Genomic DNA, 19,329 nt, shown 5'->3' on the forward strand with positions numbered 1-19,329 from the left:
TCTTGTCAGGGCGATATCGGACGGCGCGCGGCAGGGTCTGGCGCTTTGGCCCCCTGCCCGTACACTCAATCGTTGCGCGCGCGTCATCGCGGTTCTTCTCCGACAGGCGCGGATCTGGCCGCTGCCTGCCCATTTATTCCTTTCGCCCGCTGTAGCGGGCTCAGGCGTTCAGCTGCCCCCTTGGGGGCACAATCGGTCTGCTTTGCCATGCGGGATTGATCACCATCAGTAGCAGAGCAGCGAAACTCAAAGATTCGGGACTTTTGGGCGCAAAACAGCCCTGCCCGTCAGGACACAATAAAAGCAGTCCTGTGGAAAACACAATGGGCAAACTGCGAGAAGATCAATAGAAGGCCCCGAGATCTATTGATCTGACCTCAAATATCCCGGGGGCAAATTGAGCCGCGGGCTCAAGAGGGGGCTTGCCCCCTCTCTTTCCTAAAGATAGTCCGAACGCTGCAGACCGTACTTCGCCATTTTCTCGTTGAGTGTCCGACGTGGCAGGCAAAGTTCGTCCATCACGGATGCAATCGATCCCTTGTGCCGACGCATGGTATTATCGATCAGCATCCGCTCGAACGCTTCGACATACTCCTTGAGCGGCTTGCCCTCGGTCGTCATCACGGGCTGCATTTCCTCGTGATCGGACATCAAAAGCGATGCTATCGTCCCGGAACCGCGCCGTGACTGTAGGACGGCCCGTTCTGCGATGTTGATCAACTGCCTTACATTGCCCGGCCATGGTGCTTGCAACAACTGAGCCGCCTCTTGAGCGCTCACCTGAGGCGCTTCGCAGCCATACTCCTCAGAGAACTGCTCGCTGAGCCGGGTAAACAGCGTCAGGATGTCTTCACCGCGCTGGCGCAGGGGTGGCATGGTTATCCGCAATGCAGCCAGACGATAGAACAGGTCCGGACGCAGAACATCCTCGCTAGTCTTTCCCGCCTCCTGCAGGTTGGAAATCGCGATGATACGGGTTTCGGCTGGCGTGCCCTGATCGTTCATCACACTCAGCAAACGGGCCTGCAGCGTATCGCTCAGCGCCTCGACATCCTCTAGCACCAGCGTTCCGCCGCGGGCCTCTTCGATTGCGGGCAATTGCGCATCTTCCGGCATCATCGGGCCGAACAGACGTTTCGACAGCGCCTCTTCCTCAAGCGCCGCACAGCTCACCAAAACAAACTTCTTACCGGCACGGCTACCAACAGCATGCAACGCATGTGCCACCAGTGTCTTACCTGTGCCGGTTTCCCCGTCGATCAGTACGTGACCGTCCGCCTGGCCCAGATCCAGGATATCTTCGCGCAGACGTTCCATGACCGGGCTGGCCCCGATCAGTTTGTTCATGATCTGCGTTCCCCCCGACAATTCGCGCCGCAGGGCACGGTTGTCCAAGGTCAGTCGACGCGCGGTGCTGGCGCGTTTGGCCAGTTCCGACATGCGATCGGGGTTAAAGGGCTTTTCAAGAAAATCGAATGCCCCGACGCGCATAGCTTCTACCGCCATGGGCACATCCCCATGACCAGTGATCATGATGACTGGCAACGTACTGTCGGCCCCCATCAGCTTTTTCAACAGTTGAATGCCGTCCATGCCAGGCATTTTGATATCCGAGATCACGATACCCGGATATTCGGGCCCCAACACCTTCAGCGCGTCCTCGGCACTGGCGAAGGTTTCCGTGTCGTATCCCGACAGTGCCAGCCATTGGCTGATCGACTGGCGCATGTCCTGTTCGTCATCCACAATGGCGATCTTCATGGCCTGTGCCATAGTTATTCCTCGTTATTCCGCGGCCTCAAGGCCGTCGCTTCCCAGTATCGGCAACTGCATCTCGAACACGGCCCCGCCTTGCGGGCTGTTGCGTGCTGTCAGCCGTCCGCCATGGTCGTTCACGATCCCGGAAGAGATGGCAAGCCCCAGACCAACGCCGTCGCCGGGTTGTTTTGTAGTATAGAACGGTTCGAACAGGTTTTCGATGTCCTCGATTCCATAGCCATTGTCGCGCACTGTCAGCACCGCCATATCACCCGCTGCCAGTATGATTTCGACATCTGGTTCTGAGACTGACTTGGTGGCGTCCAGCGCGTTGCGCAAGAGGTTCACCATCACTTGCTCGATCCGCATCCGGTCGCCCATGACCGACACCGGTTCGTCTGGAAGTATCTGGGTGATTTTGACGTGACGCTGACGCAGTTGCGGCTCCATCATAGACAGCGACGCGGCCAGTGCTTCACTAAGGTTTACTGGGGAAAAAGTATCCGCACCTTTCCGCGCGTAAGATTTCAGTTGGCGGGTAATCGCCCCCATTCTTTCGATCAGACCGTCGATACGACCAAAGCTGGCCAGGGCCTCTTCTGGGCGGTTCCGACGGAGCAAAAGGCGCGCGCCGGCCAAATAGGTTTTCATTGCAGCCAGAGGTTGATTGAGCTCGTGACTCACAGCCGCCGACATCTCGCCCAGGGCGGCTAATTTTGAGCTTTGGGCAAGCGTCTGCTCGGCAACTTCCAGCGTTTTTTCAACCCGTTCGCGCTCAGCAATTTCCCGCTTTAGCCTTGTGTTCAATGCGCGAAGCTCTGCCGACTCACGCTGGAACAGTGCCATGCGGAAGGTAGCCCGGCGGCTGAGCGCATAAAAGGCCAGCGACAGAAGAATCGCAAATCCCATAATCTCGAGCGCGATTACACTGTTCACCTTTTCACGAATCGACTCGTAGGTGGTGAACGATGTCATTTTCCAGCCCCGGAACGGAATGCGTGTTTCCATCCGCATCACCGCCTCGCCTTGCAGATAGGCGTCCGGAGGCAACGCGGTCCAGTCTGTGGTGGCACGAATTGCCCGCTGGATTGCGCCTTGCGCAGGCTGGCGCAGCAACGCCGCGCTTTCCTCAAGTCCCCGCCATTGGGGTTCGGTCGACAAGATGATTGTTCCGGTACTGTCCGTCACCATTACAGCGTCGGAAATACCTGCCCAGGCGCGCTCAAACTTCTGCAGATCGACCTCAACAACGATGACGCCCAGAATCTCGGCATTGGACTCCATTCTTCTTGAATAGACAAAGCTGTAGCCGCCCGATTCTTTTTCAATCACGGTGAAGATCGTCGAATTCCCTCGTACCGCGTCAATGAAATACGGCGAGCTTCTGTGAAGCTCTCCCAGACGCGCACGATCGGTGGCCGCAACAGTGCGACCATCCCCATCCAACAACATCAATGAGGCCGCACCGATTTCTTCAACAAACGAGATCAAGCGCTGGGTTGACAGCGAGAAGTCACTGGATTGTAGCGCGGATATCAACGTTGGATCGCGGGCCAATAGCTGCGGAACAATTGCATTTCGGCGCAGTTCGCTCAGCAAATTGCCAGAATACAGCGCCAGTCGCACTTCGGCCCGGTTACGTGTGGATTCGGTAAAACGGTCCGTCAGCAGCCGATTGGTCACATAAACCGTGGTAACCGTGGCGATCAAAAGAAAAATGACCGCCAACCGCAGCCGCCAACCTAATGGCGCGCCACGAAATGGTTTTGTCAGAAAGGACCAGCCAGAGCGAACTTCGGAACTCATCCCGGAAAGTTACGCGGGCTGGAACGTAAGCTCAAGTCACGCCGGAGCGAGAACGCCAGACAATGCGCGGAACAATGCCGTCCCGTCGGTTCCACCGTGGCCGTCATCCGCCGCACGTTCAGGGTGAGGCATCATCCCCAACACCCGGCGGTTCTCGGACAGGATACCTGCAATGTTCCCGACTGAACCGTTGGGATTCTCGGTATAGGTGAACGCGATCCGATCCTGATCCTGCAGTTTGGCCAGCGTTGCATCATCCGCAAAATAGTTGCCGTCATGGTGGGCAATCGGAATGCCGATCACATCACCCGCGTTGTAACCTTCGGTGAACGCGCTATCGCTTGTTTCCACCTTCAGACCGACAGTGCGGCAGATATATTTCAGGCCGGCGTTGCGCAGCAGAGCACCAGGCAGGATGCCGGTTTCGGTCAGGATCTGAAAACCGTTGCAAATACCAACGGCGTAACCGCCGCGCTCAGTATGGTTTACTACGGCCTTACAAATCGGTGACTGCGCGGCGATAGCGCCGCAGCGCAGGTAATCCCCGTACGAGAAACCACCTGGCACGCCAACGATATCCACGCCTTCTGGCAGCGCGGCGTCCTTGTGCCAGACCATATCGACCTGAAAACCCGCCTGTTCAAAAGCGACGGCAAGATCCCGGTCACAGTTGGAACCTGGGAATACGATGACAGCTGCGCGCATGGTGGGTCCTCCGGGACTATGGTTAGACCAGTTCAATTTCGTAGCGTTCAATGACCGTGTTGGCCAACAGCTTTTCGCACATCTCGGTGATGTCCGCCTCGGTCGCGCCTTCGGCCAGCTCCAGATCGATCACCTTTCCCTGCCGCACGCCTTCGACCTGATCAAAGCCCATGGCACCCAATGCGTGACGCACTGCCTCACCCTGAGGGTCGAGGACCCCGTTCTTGAGCATCACATGCACACGTGCTTTCATTCTTGCAACTCCAGCTGAGGGCCTTGGTTTCCAGCCCGTTCCGATGCGCGGGGGATAACGTGCTTGATGAAGTTGGACAACCCTTCTTGAAGTGGGCAGATGACCGCAGTCGCCGTCGCTACCCGCCTCCGCCCGAAATCAGCTCGGGATAGTGCGCGTCAATTGCATTGAATGTGCCGGTCAAAACCATCTCGATAGCCACCGCCACCAGTATGAGGGCCATAACACGCGTGATGACATTGATCATCGTCATCCCCAATAGCCGCGAAATCGGATCGGCAAACAACAAGCCTATGCCGACGATCAAGCAGGCGATCACAATTGCCGTTCCAAGGGTCACCACTTCGGCACCATCGCTAAGGGTATGAGAATAAACGATTGTTATCGCAATAGTTCCAGGCCCTATAGTCAACGGAATAGCAAGCGGTACAACGGCGATGTTATCTTTTTTCTTATGCCCCTCATCCACGGCCTGTTGATCACCTTTTGGCCTGTCCGATGCGTTCAGCATCGACATACCAATCCCAAAGATAATCAGCCCTCCAGCGATACGGAACGAAGGTATGTCGATCCCGAAAACAGCAAGAATCTCTTCTCCGATCACAACCGCTATCAGGCCGATAATGATAACCGTGCCCGTCACGATAAGCGCTACCCGCCTGCGTTCGGAGGCCGAGTATCCTTTGGTCATGCTAAGAAAAATCGGGATACCGTAGAGCGGGTTGAAAATCGCCAGAAGGGCTGCAAGGAATTTTATAAAAACCGCCTGATCAAACAATTCGACCATGTAAAGCGCCACCCTCGTTTTCGTATTTGTCCGACAATGCCGGACAACCGACATTTCTGTCAAACTACCAGACACAAAGAAAAAAGCACTGCTTTGATTTAAGCAGTGCTTTTGAAAAATGTTGTGGTTCGTCCGCGTGATCAGTTGATCAGCGTAGGTTTGGCGACGTTACTTTGGGGCAGCACACCCAGACGGCGCGCGACCTCAGAATAAGCGTCCGTCAGACTGCCCAGATCCCGGCGGAATACGTCCTTGTCCAGCTTTTGGCCGGTTTCGATGTCCCAAAGGCGGCAGCTATCGGGGCTGATTTCATCAGCCACAATGAGGCGTTGGAAATCCCCGTCGTAAACTCGGCCGATCTCGATCTTGAAATCGACCAGTCGGATACCGACGGCCAGCATCATACCACTCATGAAGTCATTCACCCTCAGAGCAAGGCTCAGAATATCATCCATGTCCTGTTGGCTGGCCCAGCCAAAAGCGGCGATGTGTTCCTCGGTAACCAGCGGGTCACCTAATGCGTCGTCTTTATAGCAATACTCGACAATCGGACGCGGCAGTTGCGTACCTTCGGCGATACCCAGACGTTTCGAGATCGTACCGGCAGCATAGTTGCGAACGATCACTTCAAGCGGAATGATTTCGCAGTTGCGCACCAATTGCTCGCGCATATTCAGACGGCGAATGAAGTGGGTCGGAACGCCAATCTGGTTGAGACCGGTCATGAAGAATTCGCTCAGACGGTTGTTCAGCACACCTTTGCCATCGATGACGTCTTTCTTTTCCGCGTTAAACGCGGTGGCATCATCCTTGAAATACTGCACGATCGTACCCGGCTCAGGGCCTTCATACAGAATTTTCGCCTTGCCTTCGTAGATCTTCTTGCGACGCGCCATGAGCGACCTTTCCAGTCCGGGGCGAGGGAATGAGTCCCTTCGCGTTGGCGCCCTCATAGTCCAAGCCCCACTTTCCCGCAAGTTCAGCGGACCGAGAGGCTTTGACGCAGCGCAATTCCCTTGCACAGGCGCTCAGCTATAGTCATATCATCAATTAAGAAGATGTAAGCTATGAGGTCCGCAAACAATGACCACTTTTGACGAACGCGAAAACGCTTTTGAAGCTAAATTCGCTCATGACGAAGAAATGCAGTTCAAAGCTCAGGCGCGCTGCAACAAACTGCTTGGCCTTTGGGCCGCAGAAAAACTGGGCAAGTCTGGCGACGATGCCGATGCGTATGCCAAAACCGTAGTTATCGCGGATATGGAAGAGGTCGGCCACGAAGATGTCGTGCGCAAGGTGTCTGCTGATCTGGGCGCGCTGTCGTCCGATGATGAAATCCGCGCGAAAATGGCCGAACTTCTGCCCGAAGCAAAGTCGCAAGTGCTGAGCGAAACCGAGTAAAAAATACTCGGCTCATGATCTTCATGAGTTTTATGAATTTGATTTGATGCCCCGGTCATGAGACACGGGGCGTCTCTATTTTTAACGGCCCCTAACGGCCTTTTGGGAATACCCCCATGACAAATGCGCTCAATAAACTTCTGGAAACAAAAGATGCTTTGCTGGCCGACGGCGCCACGGGCACGAACTTGTTCAACATGGGTTTGCAGTCGGGCGACGCGCCCGAGCTGTGGAATGTCGATGCGCCAGACAAAATTCGGGCATTGTATCAGGGTTCGGTGGACGCAGGCAGCGATCTGTTTCTGACCAACACCTTTGGCGGCACTTCCGCCCGCCTGAAACTGCACGACGCCCAAAACCGGGTCGGTGAATTGAACCGGATCGGCGCAGAGCTGGGACGCGAAGTGGCCGACAAGGCCGGTCGTACCATTGTTGTTGCAGGCTCGGTTGGACCTACCGGTGAGATTATGGAGCCGGTTGGTAGCCTATCCCATGCTGGCGCGGTCGAGATGTTCCACGAGCAGGCGGAGGCACTCAAGGCTGGTGGCGCGGACGTTCTGTGGGTCGAAACGATCAGTGCACCAGAAGAATTCAAAGCAGCGGCGGAAGCATTTGCTCTGGCCGACATGCCCTGGTGTGGCACCATGAGCTTTGATACTGCCGGGCGCACCATGATGGGCGTAACCTCTGCAGATCTGGCTCAATTGGTCGAAACCCTGCCCAATCCGCCGATTGCATTCGGTGCCAACTGCGGCACAGGCGCGTCGGACATCCTGCGCACGGTTCTTGGATTTGCGGCTCAGGGAACGGAACGTCCGGTGATTTCCAAAGGCAATGCGGGTATCCCAAAATACGTCGATGGCCACATTCACTATGACGGCACGCCTGAATTAATGGGCCAATATGCCCAAATGGCACGGGATTCAGGTGCCACGATCATCGGTGGATGCTGCGGAACTATGCCAGAGCACCTGCGCAAAATGCGCGAAGCGCTGGACACCACCAGTCGCGGCACACGCCCGACGCTGGATCAGATCACAGATGCGCTGGGCCCTTTCTCATCGGCGTCAGACGGCACCGAAGCCGATGCGGTGGTTCCTGAACGGCGCAGTCGCCGTCGCCGTCGCGCTTAAATCGTTCAGCGCCCCTCGAATTTCGGGGGGCGTTTTTCCATGAAGGCAACAACGCCCTCGGAAAAGTCGCGTGAACGGCCGCAGTCACCTTGAAGATGCGCCTCGATCGCCAACTGCTGTGGCAGAGTGTTGTCGTAAGTTCCGCGGATTGCTTGTTTGATCGCACCGAACGCGGTGGTTGGACCATCGGCCAGATATGCCCCCCGTTTGCGCCAATGGGCGTCGAATTCTTCGTCGGCCACCGCTTCCCAGATCATGCCCCATTCATCCGCCTGTTTGGCGCTGATCTTATCGGCAAACAGGGCTGCCCCCATAGCTTTGGCGAAACCCATCTGGCGTGGCAGGAACCAAGTGCCGCCGGCATCCGGCATCAGGCCGATGCGGGAAAATGCCTGCAGGAAATACGCGCTTTCGGTGGCGATCACCACATCAGCGCTAAGCGCGATATTCGCCCCCGCACCTGCCGCTGGCCCGTTGACCGCCGCGATGGTCGGGACCGGACAGTTGTAGATGGATTCCAGCATCGGATCGTATTCGTCGCGCAGCGTTCGTTCCAGATCAATCCGGCCGGTACTGGACGAATCCCCCAGATCCTGCCCCGAGCAAAACGCACCCCCTGCCCCCGTCAGAACGATCGCCCGCGCGCGGCGGGCCGCATGGGTCATCGCATGAGTGACTTCGGCCCGCATCTGCGCGGTCAACGCGTTCATCTTGTCGGGTCGGTTCAGGGTTACCACAGCCAGATTGTCAGTGATATCCAGCAGTATAGCCTCATAGTCCATGCAGTCCTCTCCCCATGCTCACGACTTGGTGAACCCTGACTCAAATACAGGCGAAGGGAAAGAAATACGGTAGGTCAGTCGTCAAGAATCTGGCGCAGGCGTTCTTTCTCGGCGTCGCTGAGGCCTTCTTTGCTCTCAACGCCCGCAGCCTGAGAACGATTGCGTAGAAAATTCCACCCCATTGCGGCGGCGATCAACAGCATGATCGGTCCGGCCAACCATAGCATCAGGTTTGATCCGGTGACCGTTGGCTTCAACAGGACATATTCACCATAACGATCCACGATAAAATCAACCGCTTCTTCGTCCGTATCCCCTGCGACCAGCCGTTCGCGCAACAAAAGGCGCAGGTCGCGGGCAAGTTCGGCATTGCTTTCGTCGATACTTTCGTTGCGGCAAACAAGGCAGCGAAGACCGGTGCTAAGGTCGCGTGCGCGCTGTTCCAGAACCGGGTCTTCCAGTACCTCGTCCGGCTGAACTGCAAACAAAGGCGATGCGATCAGAGTGAAAATGAGGATCAAACGCTTCATTCTGCCGGTGCTCCGCCCGGGGGTGTTTTGCGCGCACCTGCAGCCACCCGGAACCGGCGGTCAGACAGGCTGAGGAGCCCGCCCAGAGCCATAAGGATACAGCCGCCCCAGATCCAGTTGGCCAGCGGTTTGATGTAAGTCCGCATGACCCAGCCGCCATCAGCTTGTTGGTCCCCGATCACGACGTAGAGGTCACCAAGGAAACGATAGTCGATGGCTGCTTCGGTGGTTGGCATCCGCGCCACCGGGTAATTGCGTTTTTCAGGATGCAACGTGCCCATTGACTGCCCGTTCTTTTCGACCTGTACATCCGCAGTGGTTGAGAAATAGTTGGGCCCCTGAACGTCCCGAACGTTTTCGAGCGTCAGAGTAAACTCGCCGACTTCAAACGGCTGACCGGGCTGTGCCACGCGAATATCTTCAACCTCCCACGCGGTTAGACCGGCGATGGCAAAGATGGTCACACCCAAACCGGTATGAGCCACGGCCTTGCCCCAGTCCGCGCCAGGCAAGCGGAACAAGCGCTGGAGGCTACCTTTGCGCCCCGTGCGATTCCACAGGTCCACGGCAGCACCAAAGGTTACCCACGCCCCCAAAAACAGACCGATTGGCCCAAGAGCACTGCGTTCGGTCTGCATAACCCATACCAACAGGGCCAGAGCGACAGACAAGATGAATACATAGCGCAGGGAATAGGCCGTCTTACCCAGTTTTCCTCGTTTCCACGGCAACATGGACCCGATCGGCAATGCGATACCCAAGGCCACCATGAAGGGCGTGAAGGCCGCGTTGAAGAAGGGCGCTCCGACCGAGAGCTTACGGTCGAACGCCATCTCGGCAACCATTGGCCACATCGTTCCGAAAAAGACTACGAAACAGCTGACGGCCAGCAGGATATTGTTCAGGACCAGCGCGCTTTCACGGCTGACCATGCTGAACACGCCTTTCGCTTCCATCGCTTGTGCGCGGGCGGCAAACAAAGTCAGCGCCCCACCAATGAACAGCACCAGAATAATCAGAATAAAGACGCCGCGTTCGGGGTCATTTGCAAAGGCATGAACCGACGTCAGCAAACCTGACCGCACGATGAACGTCCCGATCAGCGAAAAGCCAAATGCGATTATTGCCAACAAGATGGTCCAGCTTTTCAAAGCTTCGCGTTTTTCGACCACGATGGCAGAATGCAACAGCGCGGCGGCCAAAAGCCACGGCATGAACGAGGCGTTTTCGACCGGGTCCCAGAACCAAAAACCGCCCCAACCCAATTCGTAATATGCCCACCACGACCCAAGTGCGATTCCAATCGTCAGGAATATCCACGCGGCCAGTGTCCACGGACGCACCCATCGACCCCATGCGGCATCGACACGTCCCTCGATCAGGGCGGCGACGGCAAAGCTGAAGGCCATACTGAGACCAACATATCCCAGGTACAGAAATGGTGGGTGAAAGGCCAAACCGGGATCCTGCAGAAGCGGGTTCAGATCACGACCATCGAATGGGGCGACAATCAGCCGGTCAAACGGGTTCGATGTGAACAGGATGAACGCAAAGAAAGCGACCGCGATCATTGACTGAACCGCCAAAACGCGCGCCTTCAACGTCGGTGGAAGACCCGCTCCAAAGAAGGCCGCCATCGCGCCAAAAAGACTCACGATAAGCACCCACAAAAGCATCGAGCCCTCGTGGTTTCCCCATGTTCCGCTGATCTTATACAGCATCGGCTTGGCCGAATGACTGTTCTCGACGACAACGCGCAGCGAAAAGTCCGATGTAACGAACGCCCAGACCAAGGCCCCGAACGAGAATGATACCAGCAGGAATTGAACGATCGCGGCAGGTTCCGCGAAACTCATCCAGCCGACCCAACGTTTGGCAGCGCCAATCAAGGGGACGATCGACTGCACGATAGCGACAAGGAAAGCGAGGATCAGGGCAAAGTGGCCGAGTTCTGTAATCATGCCCCCGGATATAATCCTGTTGCACGGCAAGCACCAATCACTTTCGCCCTCATACCGCGAGCATAGTGTCGCGGGTCAGCCGGCGCTTTTTCTCCGCCAGGTCTCTAACGCAGGGTTTTCGTCGTGTTCCACGACTTCTTCTATCAACGACGCGTCGGTGTCGGGACTGGCGACATCCACGCTGTCGCTGCGCATTGCCGCCAGTGCCCCTAGGTTCTCGAGAACCTGCGGCGTTCGCATCATTGTCGCGGAAATTTCGCGTTGCAACTCTTGCACTTTGGCCTGATGCCGCGCGCCGAAATAGAAGGACACGATAACACCTAGCAACCACCACAAAGGCTCTGGTACCAAAGCGATCCCTTGCATGCGGGACGAAAACCAGATCGGGTCAACCATGGCTGCCACAAACAGGCAAAGCGTTCCCAGCGCCATCGCTGGGCGCGGCAGCCGATTGAGGCCGTCAATAAACCGGTCAAACGAAACTTTGCCAGCACCCCCAAACTCTGCGCTGAACTGGCTGACAGCCTGCTGTCGGATCAGCATATCCCTTTCAGCACCTGAATCGGTATTTTCCCAAAATACTTCAGCAGTTTCGCGTATGATATTGCGTTGGTTTCCGAACAAGAATCCCAATATGCCCGAAATCAGTCCCATCTTGAAATCCTCTTTTGAAACTCTGCCTCTGTCAGGTGATAAGATGGTGAAACAAACTCTTCCGCTCGCTTGATCCAGCCGCCTTTACCTCCTGCCCTGCTACGCGCGTATTTTCGGGATGCCGGCCTTCGGTCTGCGAGCCGAAAGTAATAATTTCTCCGCGCAATCCCATAGGCATCCGCGAACGTGGCCGGGTCGGGCTTGGCTGCGTCCATACATGCCTGAGCGGTTTGAGGGCCGACTGCCCCATCCACCACCACGTTAAAGCCCATTTCTCGAAGTAGCTGCTGCAGAAGGCGAACCGCTTGGACACCTGCATTGACATACATGTCAAACACCGACGGCTGGACTACCGTCGGCAAGAGCCCCAGGCGCGGAAGCTCGAAATAGTGCCGTATAAAGATATCGATCGCCTGAACTTTACTGAGTTTGCGCACATCAGCGCCATCAATTGCGCCATCGCCGGACAAATCCAGACCAAGACGCCGCATAGTATGAACCGTCACACCATACTTTGTCGCGCCGCCCGGGTCATCCGGATCATCTACAAACCCGCCCTCTCGCCCCACGATCTCAGTCGCAATTTGCCGAACCGTTTGCATCGCACCCTCCGCCTTTGGTTCCACAAAGGCTCGGGCAAATTTGTTAACCTGAAGAAATGAAAAAGGGCGCTGCATGGTAACCCACGCAACGCCCTGTACCAATTCATGGCAGATGATCTGGTTCAGCTCTGTTCGTCACCTTTATAGACGCCCTGCTCCTTCAGGGCATCCATCACTTCTTTCGGCATGTAGGTCTCATCGTGTTTGGCAAGTATTTCCGTGGCTTCGAAGACACCGTTCACATACGATCCAGTGCCGATCATCCCTTGGTTTTCCGAGAACAGATCCGGCAGAACTCCGGTAAATGCGACCGGGACACTTTCGCCGCCATCGGTCACGACAAAGCGCACCGTTTCGCCCTGTCCCCGTACGATGGATCCCTCTTCGACCAGTCCGCCAATCCGAAACACTTCGGTCGGTTGTGGTGGTTCGGCAATCACCTGACTAGGTGAACGGAAGAAGTTAATACCATCCCGCATGGCATACCCAATCAACGCCGTCGACAGCGCCAAAGCGACAGCTGCCAGCACAATAACCTGAATTCGACGACGTTTCTTGAGCGTTTTCATACCGTCCTCACGGGAATAGAGGGGCCATCATCAGACCCCGGGTTTCATCCTCACCTAACATCAGGTTAGCGTTCTGCAAGGCTTGCCCGCTGCTACCTTTTGTCAGGTTATCCAACGCGCCAATCACAATGGCCCGGCGTTCGATCCGGTCAGCCACCACTCCGATATGGCAGAAGTTCGAACCCCGCACATGGTGAGTCGAGGGCGCTTCACCAAAAGGCAACATCTGGATAAAGGGTTCATCTTCATAAGCCTTGGCCAATGTCTCATACACGCTGGCCGGATCGCCTTTTACGTAGGTTGTCGCAAGAATTCCCCGGTTAGCCGGGATCAGGTGCGGGGTGAACTGAACGTGCACCGTACGGCCTGCAAGCTCCGAGAACTCCTGGTCAAACTCGCCCAGATGCCTATGCGTTCCGCCGATGGCATAAGCGTTGTAGCCTTCGCTTAGCTCGGCATGCAGCAAGTTCTCCTTGAGCGACCGCCCTGCCCCTGACACCGCGCATTTCAGATCCAAAACGATATCATCCAGATCAATGACACCTGCAGAAATCAACGGGCGCAGCACATACTGCCCAGTCGCGGCATTGCATCCCGTTCCGGCCACAAGCCGGGCGTTGCGGATCTGATCCCGGTAGAACTCGGTCAGGCCATAGACGGCCTCTTCCTGTTGCTCCAAGGCCGTATGAGGGTTCCCGTACCATTTTTCATATTCGTCCGGATCACGCAGCCGGAAATCAGCGGACAGGTCCACGATTTTCAGGGTCTTGGGCAGGTCGCGAATGACCTCCTGGCTGGTTTTATGCGGCAAGGCACAGAAACAAAGATCGACCTGCGAAAAATTGATCTCAGAGATCTTGCACAGATCCGGAAGATCCATGTGTCTCAAATGCGGAAAGACCTGCGCCATCGACTGGCCTGCCTTACGCTCGGCGGACAGCGCAACGATATCCATATTCGGGTGCTCGGCGATCAGCCGCACCAGTTCAGAGCCGGTATAACCAGATGCGCCTAAAATTGCGATTTTATGGGTCATGTCAGACCTCTTGGTTCAGTGTGTCACAGGATGCGACCGCCGATGTGACGGTCGTTGAACTACGGGATCAAACAGGTTGCGTCCTTGACCTAAGTCAGGCGGCCTGAAAGGAGATTTGTCGTCGGAGGAATTGCGTTGCCCTGTCGCTGACGAACTCGGGCTTGCCGGTGGTCAAAAATCCACCCTCGCCGTTTCCTTGCATTTTCGGATGCCGTTGCAGGTAGTCCGCAAGGCTTTCGGCCACGAGATCACCCTGACTGTACACTTGAACATCTGACCCCAGCGCCTTTTGGAAGGTTTCAGCCATCAACGGGTAGTGGGTACAGCCTAAAATCGCGGCTTGCGGTTCTGGCATCTTACGCCTTAGCGCGTCCACATGGGACCGAACCAGCGCTTCGGCCAGGATCATGTCGCCGTCTTCAATCGCGTCTACGACGCCTCCACAGGCCTGCGCCTCAACATCTACGCCGATGGCCCGAAAAGCCAGTTCCCGCTGAAAGGCCCGACTGGACACTGTGGCGGGCGTCGCAAAAAGGGCCACGTGCTTGACCGCAACCTCACGCGGCGGGCTGTTGTCGCCCCACTGCCGTTCCGTCAGCGCCTCAATAAGCGGAACAAACACACCAAGCACGCGCTTGCCTTCGGGCACCCCCTCTTCCTGCATCCGGCGCAACGCCGCAGCGCTAGCGGTATTGCAGGCCAGAATCACCAGATCACAGCCCCGATTCCACAGATCGTTCACCGCCTTGCGTGTCAGGTTGTAAATGTTTTCAGCGTCCCGCACGCCATAAGGCGCGTGTGCGCTGTCCGCAAAATACAGAAAATCCACGTCCGGTAGACGTTTCTGCGCGGCGTTCAAGACGGTCAGGCCGCCCAATCCGGAATCAAAGATGCCTACTGCCATTTGCCCCTTTAGGCGCGATGCCGTTCCTCAAATTCATAGCCATAGTCATAAGACTTCAGCGGCTTCGGGGACAGCTCATACGTGGCTTTGCGTAAGAAATCCATCATCTTGCGTTTATCCCTTGCCAGCGGATCCAGAACGTCTCGGGAAATTGGCTCACCGATGACCACTTTTACCGGCGTATCGACGCGTTTTTTGAACTCTTTGATCAGCAAACCCATGCGCAATGTGTTGTGCAGATGGCTGGCGATCTGGAATAGGCGCGAGGTGTGACCGTCAAAGAAAACGGGCACTACGGTAGCCTCAGATTTGGCCACCATCCTAGCAGTAAACCCACGCCACCCCGGATCCATCGGATGGGAAAACGGCTTTAGGCCCGTACTGACAGTGCCACCCGGAAATATACCTATGGCGCCGCCTTCGCTAAGATAGTTCAGCGCGGTTTTTCGGGTTTCAATATTCTGCTTCATCGCCTCTTTCGTTTCATCAAACGATATCGGCAGGATAATGTTGTCCAAGTCTTCGGCTTTCCGAAACACGTGGTTCGCCAGAATGCGAAAATCGCCGCGCGTTTCTGACAAAATATGCCCCATCATCATCCCGTCCAGAATGCCATATGGATGGTTGGCAATTAGGATCAGTGGTCCGGTTTTGGGAATGTTGGACAAAGACCCGCCGACCACGTCCAGCGAAAGCCCGTACCTCTCAACCATGACCGACCAGAAATCACGCCCGTTGGCCACTTCTTTTTCATAGCCGTCTGCACGCTTGATCAGGCGCATGCGACCCGTTGTGTTCTCCATCAACTTAATGAGCATACGCCCGCCTTTGGTTTCGGCGGAATAGGCATAAGAGATGTCACGAGCAACGTGGCGGCGCGAAGGCATTTCGAACTCCGATACTTGGCACTTGCTAGATAGTGCCAAGTAACAATTTTGCCTAGCTATCGTGACAGGCTTGTGACGGACTATTCGGCCGCCGCTTGCATTTCTGGACCGCCATTTCGAATGGTCGCCAACAGTTCTTCGCGCCTTTTTGCGGCCTTAGCCTCGTTTTCAAGTAGAACCGGGCCAAAACCCTTTATTTCTAGTGGCAACTTGGCCAAAGCAACAACCGCATCCTTGGTTTGTGGTGTAACCAAGGGCGTTATCTCCTTGATGTCGCGTTCATATTGACGGATCAAGGCGCGCTCCATTCTACGCTCGGCACTGTAACCGAAGATGTCCAAAGGCGTTCCGCGCAGGCTTTTCAGTTTGGTCAAGAGCTTTAGCGGACCCAACATCCATTCACCGAAAGCGCGTTTGCGCGGCCTACCCTCGGCGTCTTTTCCGCCCAGAATTGGTGGCGCAAGGTGCAAGGTCATTTTGAAGTCGCCATCAAACTCGGCCTCGGCCTGTTCCCGACTACGCAGCAACAGGCGTGCAACTTCGTATTCGTCCTTGTAGGACAACAGCTTATGATACCCTCTTGCGACGGCTTCTTTGACGGTTTCGTCCTCGAAGCTGTCAACAAGTTTCCGATAACGCTTTGCCAAACGGGAGCTTTGGTAGTCGGTCAGATGCTGAGCCCGAAAATCAGTTACCTGATCCAGCGTTTTCGGCAGCTCGGCCACTTTAGGCTTCAGAATTGCGCTAACGTCTTCCGGGTGCAGAACTGCCCAGCGGCCAACATCAAACGCGCGCTTGTTGCGCTCGACCGCGGTCCCGTTCAACTCGATCGCACTAATCATCGCTTCATGGCTAATCGGCAACAGACCACGCTGCCAAGCCGCGCCCAACACCATCATGTTCGAATAGATCGAGTCGCCCATCACTGCGCGCGCCAGATCGGTGGCGTCGAACAGCGACAAACCCTCTTTCAGCCGCGCCTGCAGCGCAAGCTCAAGCCGATCCCCGGGGATTTGGAAGTTGGTGTCGCGCGTAAAGTCGCCCGTAACCGTTTCATGGCTGTTTACCACGGCACCGGTTTGGCCTGTACGCGTGAGCCCAAGTGTCTTGGCCCCAGCCGACACAACAAGGTCGCCGCCTATCAACGCATGGGCCTCGCCGGTGGCAACTCGAATAGCACTGATGTCTTCCGGCCGGTTGGCCAGGCGACAATGAATGTGCACCGCGCCACCCTTTTGGGCTAAACCCGCCATCTCCATCATCCCGGCGCCCATGCCGTCGATCTGAGCCGCCTGCGCCATTACAGCACCCAGCGTGACCACGCCAGTTCCGCCAATCCCAGTAATGACAACGTTATGTGTACCGTTGATTGTCGGCAAAACGGGCATCGGCAAGTCCGGCAAATCTATCTCAGTCGTGGCCTCTTTGCGGATCTTGGCCCCCTCCAACGTCACGAAAGACGGGCAAAACCCCTTCAGGCAAGAGAAATCCTTGTTGCAGCTGGACTGGTCAATAGCGCGCTTGCGCCCCAACTCGGTCTCTTTCGGAACGATCGAGACACAGTTCGACTGCACGCCACAATCGCCGCAACCCTCACAGATGTCCGAATTGATGAAAACCCGTTTGTCCGGATCCGGGAATGTACCCCGCTTGCGACGGCGACGTTTTTCTGCAGCACAAGTCTGAATATAAACGATGACCGATACACCCTCGATCTTGCGGAATTTCTTCTGCACGTTCATCAGTTCGGCGCGTTCAAAGATCTCGACGCCGGATGGCATCGCCTTGAAGTTCACGTCTTCTTTTTCGTCGTAAACCACCGCAACGTGCTGAACGCCCATGGCCCTGACCTCGGCCACGATCCGCTCCGCGCTCAGGTCGCCTTCGTTGTCTTGCCCGCCCGTCATGGCGACAGCGTCATTGAATAGTATTTTAAAAGTGATGTTGGTTCCGGCCGATAGCGCCGCACGGATCGCTTGCACGCCGGAATGGTTATATGTTCCGTCGCCCAAATTCTGGAAAACGTGATCGGTCGTCGAGAACGGAGCTTCACCGACCCAGTTCGCACCTTCTCCGCCCATTTGGGTAAAGCCGGTGGTTTCCCGATCCATCCACTGAACCATGTAGTGACAGCCAATTCCCGCGTAGGCCCGGCTACCCTCGGGTAGTTTGGTCGAACTGTTATGAGGACAGCCCGAACAGAAATATGGCAAACGAGTTGCGATCTCTTCCGCGTTATCCGCCCGGCGCGCCTCGGATAGCTTGGCCATTCCAGCGCGCACCCCGTCAGTATCGCGCCCTTCCTCGATCAGAATATCGCCCAGTTTTTCGGCGATCATGATCGGGTCCAATGCGCCACGTGTCGGGAACAGCTCTTCACGATGCAAGGTCCCGGCACCGCCCTTATACCAACCGTAGACCCGACGACCGCGGCGATCATCAAAGATGGCCTCTTTGACTTGAACCTCGATCAGTTTGCGCTTCTCTTCAACGATTACAATCAGGTCCAACCCTTCGGCCCAGTCATGAAACCCTGCCATATCCAGCGGAAAGGTTTGGCCGATTTTGTAGGTCGTGATGCCCAGGCGCTCGGCCTCAGCCTCATCGATATTGAGAAGCGACATGGCGTGCGTGAGATCCAGCCAGTTTTTGCCTGCGGCCACAAACCCAATCTTTGCGCCAGGCTTGCCCCAGATGCGCCTGTCCATCTTGTTGGCGCGCGAAAACGTCTCGGCTGCGAAACGTTTATAGTCGATAACCCGCGCCTCTTGCAGGTGTGGCGTATCGCCTAAACGAATGTTCAGACCGCCTTCGGGCATGTCAAAGTCGGGAACCACCACTTTCATTCGATCCGCGCTGCCATCAACGACCGAGGTGACCTCGATCGTGTCTTTCATCGTCTTCAGGCCAACCCAAACACCTGCAAACCGGCTGAGTGCGAACCCGTAGATGCCGTAGTCCAGTATCTCCTGCACACCAGCGGGGCTGACCACGGGCATATACATGTCGACCAATGACCACTCGGATTGATGCAATACGGTCGAGCTTTCGCCTGTGTGGTCGTCGCCCATCGCCATCAGAACGCCGCCATGCTTGGCGGTTCCGGCCATGTTCGCGTGACGCATCACGTCGCCGGAACGGTCCACACCCGGCCCCTTGCCGTACCAAAGGCCGAAGACGCCGTCGAACTTGCCGTCCCCGCGCAGGCCGGCCTGCTGGCTGCCCCACAGAGCTGTAGCTGCCAGATCTTCGTTCAGCCCGAACTGGAAGGTGACATCGCTTTCAGCAAGTTGTTTCTGGGCCCGCATCATCTGCTGGTCGACCGCCCCAAGCGGCGAGCCGCGGTATCCGGTGACCAAACCAGCGGTGTTCAGACCTGCCTCGGTATCCCGTGCCTTCTGCATCAGCATTAGACGCACCAGCGCCTGTGTGCCGTTCAAAAGAACGGGGTTTTTCTTAAGATCGAACCGGTCGTTTAGCGATATTTGTGGCTGACTCATCGGACGCCTCCCCTCGTCAGATCAGTGTGCTTCATTCTTTCGCATTTTAGGTCAAAAAAGC

18 protein-coding genes are annotated in these 19,329 nt (G+C 56.2%); 2 read left to right on the forward strand and 16 right to left on the reverse strand.

Annotation, left to right across the window (positions count from 1 at the left end; all coding sequences use genetic code 11):
* Positions 1–438: 438 nt before the first annotated feature.
* The 6 genes from ACR0AK_RS07620 to purC all read right to left on the reverse strand — a co-directional run bounded on the left by ACR0AK_RS07620 (position 439) and on the right by purC (position 6,205).
* A complete protein-coding gene (locus tag ACR0AK_RS07620) occupies positions 439–1,773 on the reverse strand; it encodes a sigma-54-dependent transcriptional regulator (protein ID WP_170557445.1) in 1,335 nt (444 codons plus the stop codon).
* A gap of 12 nt (positions 1,774–1,785) precedes the next feature.
* Complete coding sequence (locus tag ACR0AK_RS07625) at positions 1,786–3,564, reverse strand: sensor histidine kinase (RefSeq protein ID WP_480792898.1); 1,779 nt, start codon at positions 3,562–3,564, stop codon at positions 1,786–1,788.
* Between the two features lie 36 nt (positions 3,565–3,600).
* The gene (gene purQ, locus ACR0AK_RS07630; protein WP_170557449.1) at positions 3,601–4,269 is read right to left on the reverse strand and encodes a phosphoribosylformylglycinamidine synthase subunit PurQ; all 669 of its coding nucleotides are present in this window, start codon (positions 4,267–4,269) and stop codon (positions 3,601–3,603) included.
* Positions 4,270–4,291: 22 nt separating this feature from the next.
* Complete coding sequence (gene purS, locus ACR0AK_RS07635) at positions 4,292–4,522, reverse strand: phosphoribosylformylglycinamidine synthase subunit PurS (protein ID WP_109311572.1); 231 nt, start codon at positions 4,520–4,522, stop codon at positions 4,292–4,294.
* A gap of 118 nt (positions 4,523–4,640) precedes the next feature.
* Positions 4,641–5,309: a MarC family protein gene (locus ACR0AK_RS07640; RefSeq protein WP_480792899.1), complete on the reverse strand. Its 669-nt coding sequence runs from the start codon at positions 5,307–5,309 to the stop codon at positions 4,641–4,643.
* Positions 5,310–5,449: 140 nt separating this feature from the next.
* Positions 5,450–6,205 carry a phosphoribosylaminoimidazolesuccinocarboxamide synthase gene (gene purC, locus ACR0AK_RS07645; protein WP_170557453.1) on the reverse strand — a complete coding sequence of 252 codons (756 nt, stop codon included), beginning with the start codon at positions 6,203–6,205 and terminating at the stop codon, positions 5,450–5,452.
* Positions 6,206–6,392: 187 nt separating this feature from the next.
* Between purC and ACR0AK_RS07650 the strand changes: the two genes are divergently transcribed.
* Together ACR0AK_RS07650 and bmt are read left to right on the forward strand one after the other, a co-directional pair.
* Complete coding sequence (locus ACR0AK_RS07650) at positions 6,393–6,710, forward strand: DUF1476 domain-containing protein (protein WP_170557455.1); 318 nt, start codon at positions 6,393–6,395, stop codon at positions 6,708–6,710.
* 116 nt (positions 6,711–6,826) lie between these two features.
* The gene (gene bmt / locus ACR0AK_RS07655) at positions 6,827–7,843 is read left to right on the forward strand and encodes a betaine--homocysteine S-methyltransferase (RefSeq protein WP_480792900.1); all 1,017 of its coding nucleotides are present in this window, start codon (positions 6,827–6,829) and stop codon (positions 7,841–7,843) included.
* 5 nt (positions 7,844–7,848) lie between these two features.
* Here bmt and ACR0AK_RS07660 read toward each other — a convergent pair whose 3' ends face one another.
* The 10 genes from ACR0AK_RS07660 to ACR0AK_RS07705 form a co-directional block, all read right to left on the reverse strand.
* Complete coding sequence (locus tag ACR0AK_RS07660; RefSeq protein ID WP_480792901.1) at positions 7,849–8,625, reverse strand: enoyl-CoA hydratase-related protein; 777 nt, start codon at positions 8,623–8,625, stop codon at positions 7,849–7,851.
* A 74-nt stretch (positions 8,626–8,699) separates the two neighbouring features.
* The gene (locus tag ACR0AK_RS07665) at positions 8,700–9,155 is read right to left on the reverse strand and encodes a cytochrome c-type biogenesis protein (protein WP_170557461.1); all 456 of its coding nucleotides are present in this window, start codon (positions 9,153–9,155) and stop codon (positions 8,700–8,702) included.
* Positions 9,152–11,116: a heme lyase CcmF/NrfE family subunit gene (locus ACR0AK_RS07670; protein WP_480792902.1), complete on the reverse strand. Its 1,965-nt coding sequence runs from the start codon at positions 11,114–11,116 to the stop codon at positions 9,152–9,154. The genes ACR0AK_RS07665 and ACR0AK_RS07670 overlap by 4 nt, the downstream gene beginning before the upstream one ends.
* Before the next feature lie 75 nt (positions 11,117–11,191).
* A complete protein-coding gene (locus ACR0AK_RS07675) occupies positions 11,192–11,770 on the reverse strand; it encodes a holin family protein (RefSeq protein WP_480792903.1) in 579 nt (192 codons plus the stop codon).
* A complete protein-coding gene (locus ACR0AK_RS07680; RefSeq protein WP_480792904.1) occupies positions 11,761–12,372 on the reverse strand; it encodes a holin-associated N-acetylmuramidase in 612 nt (203 codons plus the stop codon). Before ACR0AK_RS07680 ends, ACR0AK_RS07675 begins: the two co-directional genes overlap by 10 nt.
* Before the next feature lie 122 nt (positions 12,373–12,494).
* Entirely contained in the window at positions 12,495–12,941 is a 447-nt protein-coding gene (gene ccmE, locus ACR0AK_RS07685; protein ID WP_480792905.1) for a cytochrome c maturation protein CcmE, read from the reverse strand.
* Positions 12,942–12,948: 7 nt separating this feature from the next.
* Positions 12,949–13,977 (reverse strand): N-acetyl-gamma-glutamyl-phosphate reductase, encoded by a 1,029-nt coding sequence (argC, locus tag ACR0AK_RS07690; protein ID WP_480792906.1) that lies wholly within the window; start codon positions 13,975–13,977, stop codon positions 12,949–12,951.
* 94 nt (positions 13,978–14,071) lie between these two features.
* Positions 14,072–14,881 carry a glutamate racemase gene (murI, locus tag ACR0AK_RS07695; protein ID WP_480792907.1) on the reverse strand — a complete coding sequence of 270 codons (810 nt, stop codon included), beginning with the start codon at positions 14,879–14,881 and terminating at the stop codon, positions 14,072–14,074.
* 8 nt (positions 14,882–14,889) lie between these two features.
* Complete coding sequence (locus tag ACR0AK_RS07700) at positions 14,890–15,768, reverse strand: lysophospholipid acyltransferase family protein (protein ID WP_480792908.1); 879 nt, start codon at positions 15,766–15,768, stop codon at positions 14,890–14,892.
* 80 nt (positions 15,769–15,848) lie between these two features.
* Positions 15,849–19,268 carry an indolepyruvate ferredoxin oxidoreductase family protein gene (locus tag ACR0AK_RS07705; protein ID WP_480792909.1) on the reverse strand — a complete coding sequence of 1,140 codons (3,420 nt, stop codon included), beginning with the start codon at positions 19,266–19,268 and terminating at the stop codon, positions 15,849–15,851.
* Between the last annotated feature and the right edge of the window lie 61 nt (positions 19,269–19,329).

It is taken from the genome of Ruegeria sp. BI12 (genome assembly GCF_056537985.1).

What these genes read in the sequence shown, in the direction of transcription:
- ACR0AK_RS07620 (WP_170557445.1), bottom strand. Translation starts at nt 1,773, where the DNA reads ATGGCACAGGCCATGAAGATCGCCATTGTGGATGACGAACAGGACATG.
- ACR0AK_RS07625 (WP_480792898.1), bottom strand. Translation starts at nt 3,564, where the DNA reads ATGAGTTCCGAAGTTCGCTCTGGCTGGTCCTTTCTGACAAAACCATTT.
- purQ (WP_170557449.1), bottom strand. Translation starts at nt 4,269, where the DNA reads ATGCGCGCAGCTGTCATCGTATTCCCAGGTTCCAACTGTGACCGGGAT.
- purS (WP_109311572.1), bottom strand. Translation starts at nt 4,522, where the DNA reads ATGAAAGCACGTGTGCATGTGATGCTCAAGAACGGGGTCCTCGACCCT.
- ACR0AK_RS07640 (WP_480792899.1), bottom strand. Translation starts at nt 5,309, where the DNA reads ATGGTCGAATTGTTTGATCAGGCGGTTTTTATAAAATTCCTTGCAGCC.
- purC (WP_170557453.1), bottom strand. Translation starts at nt 6,205, where the DNA reads ATGGCGCGTCGCAAGAAGATCTACGAAGGCAAGGCGAAAATTCTGTAT.
- ACR0AK_RS07650 (WP_170557455.1), top strand. Translation starts at nt 6,393, where the DNA reads ATGACCACTTTTGACGAACGCGAAAACGCTTTTGAAGCTAAATTCGCT.
- bmt (WP_480792900.1), top strand. Translation starts at nt 6,827, where the DNA reads ATGACAAATGCGCTCAATAAACTTCTGGAAACAAAAGATGCTTTGCTG.
- ACR0AK_RS07660 (WP_480792901.1), bottom strand. Translation starts at nt 8,625, where the DNA reads ATGGACTATGAGGCTATACTGCTGGATATCACTGACAATCTGGCTGTG.
- ACR0AK_RS07665 (WP_170557461.1), bottom strand. Translation starts at nt 9,155, where the DNA reads ATGAAGCGTTTGATCCTCATTTTCACTCTGATCGCATCGCCTTTGTTT.
- ACR0AK_RS07670 (WP_480792902.1), bottom strand. Translation starts at nt 11,116, where the DNA reads ATGATTACAGAACTCGGCCACTTTGCCCTGATCCTCGCTTTCCTTGTC.
- ACR0AK_RS07675 (WP_480792903.1), bottom strand. Translation starts at nt 11,770, where the DNA reads ATGGGACTGATTTCGGGCATATTGGGATTCTTGTTCGGAAACCAACGC.
- ACR0AK_RS07680 (WP_480792904.1), bottom strand. Translation starts at nt 12,372, where the DNA reads ATGCAAACGGTTCGGCAAATTGCGACTGAGATCGTGGGGCGAGAGGGC.
- ccmE (WP_480792905.1), bottom strand. Translation starts at nt 12,941, where the DNA reads ATGAAAACGCTCAAGAAACGTCGTCGAATTCAGGTTATTGTGCTGGCA.
- argC (WP_480792906.1), bottom strand. Translation starts at nt 13,977, where the DNA reads ATGACCCATAAAATCGCAATTTTAGGCGCATCTGGTTATACCGGCTCT.
- murI (WP_480792907.1), bottom strand. Translation starts at nt 14,881, where the DNA reads ATGGCAGTAGGCATCTTTGATTCCGGATTGGGCGGCCTGACCGTCTTG.
- ACR0AK_RS07700 (WP_480792908.1), bottom strand. Translation starts at nt 15,768, where the DNA reads ATGCCTTCGCGCCGCCACGTTGCTCGTGACATCTCTTATGCCTATTCC.
- ACR0AK_RS07705 (WP_480792909.1), bottom strand. Translation starts at nt 19,268, where the DNA reads ATGAGTCAGCCACAAATATCGCTAAACGACCGGTTCGATCTTAAGAAA.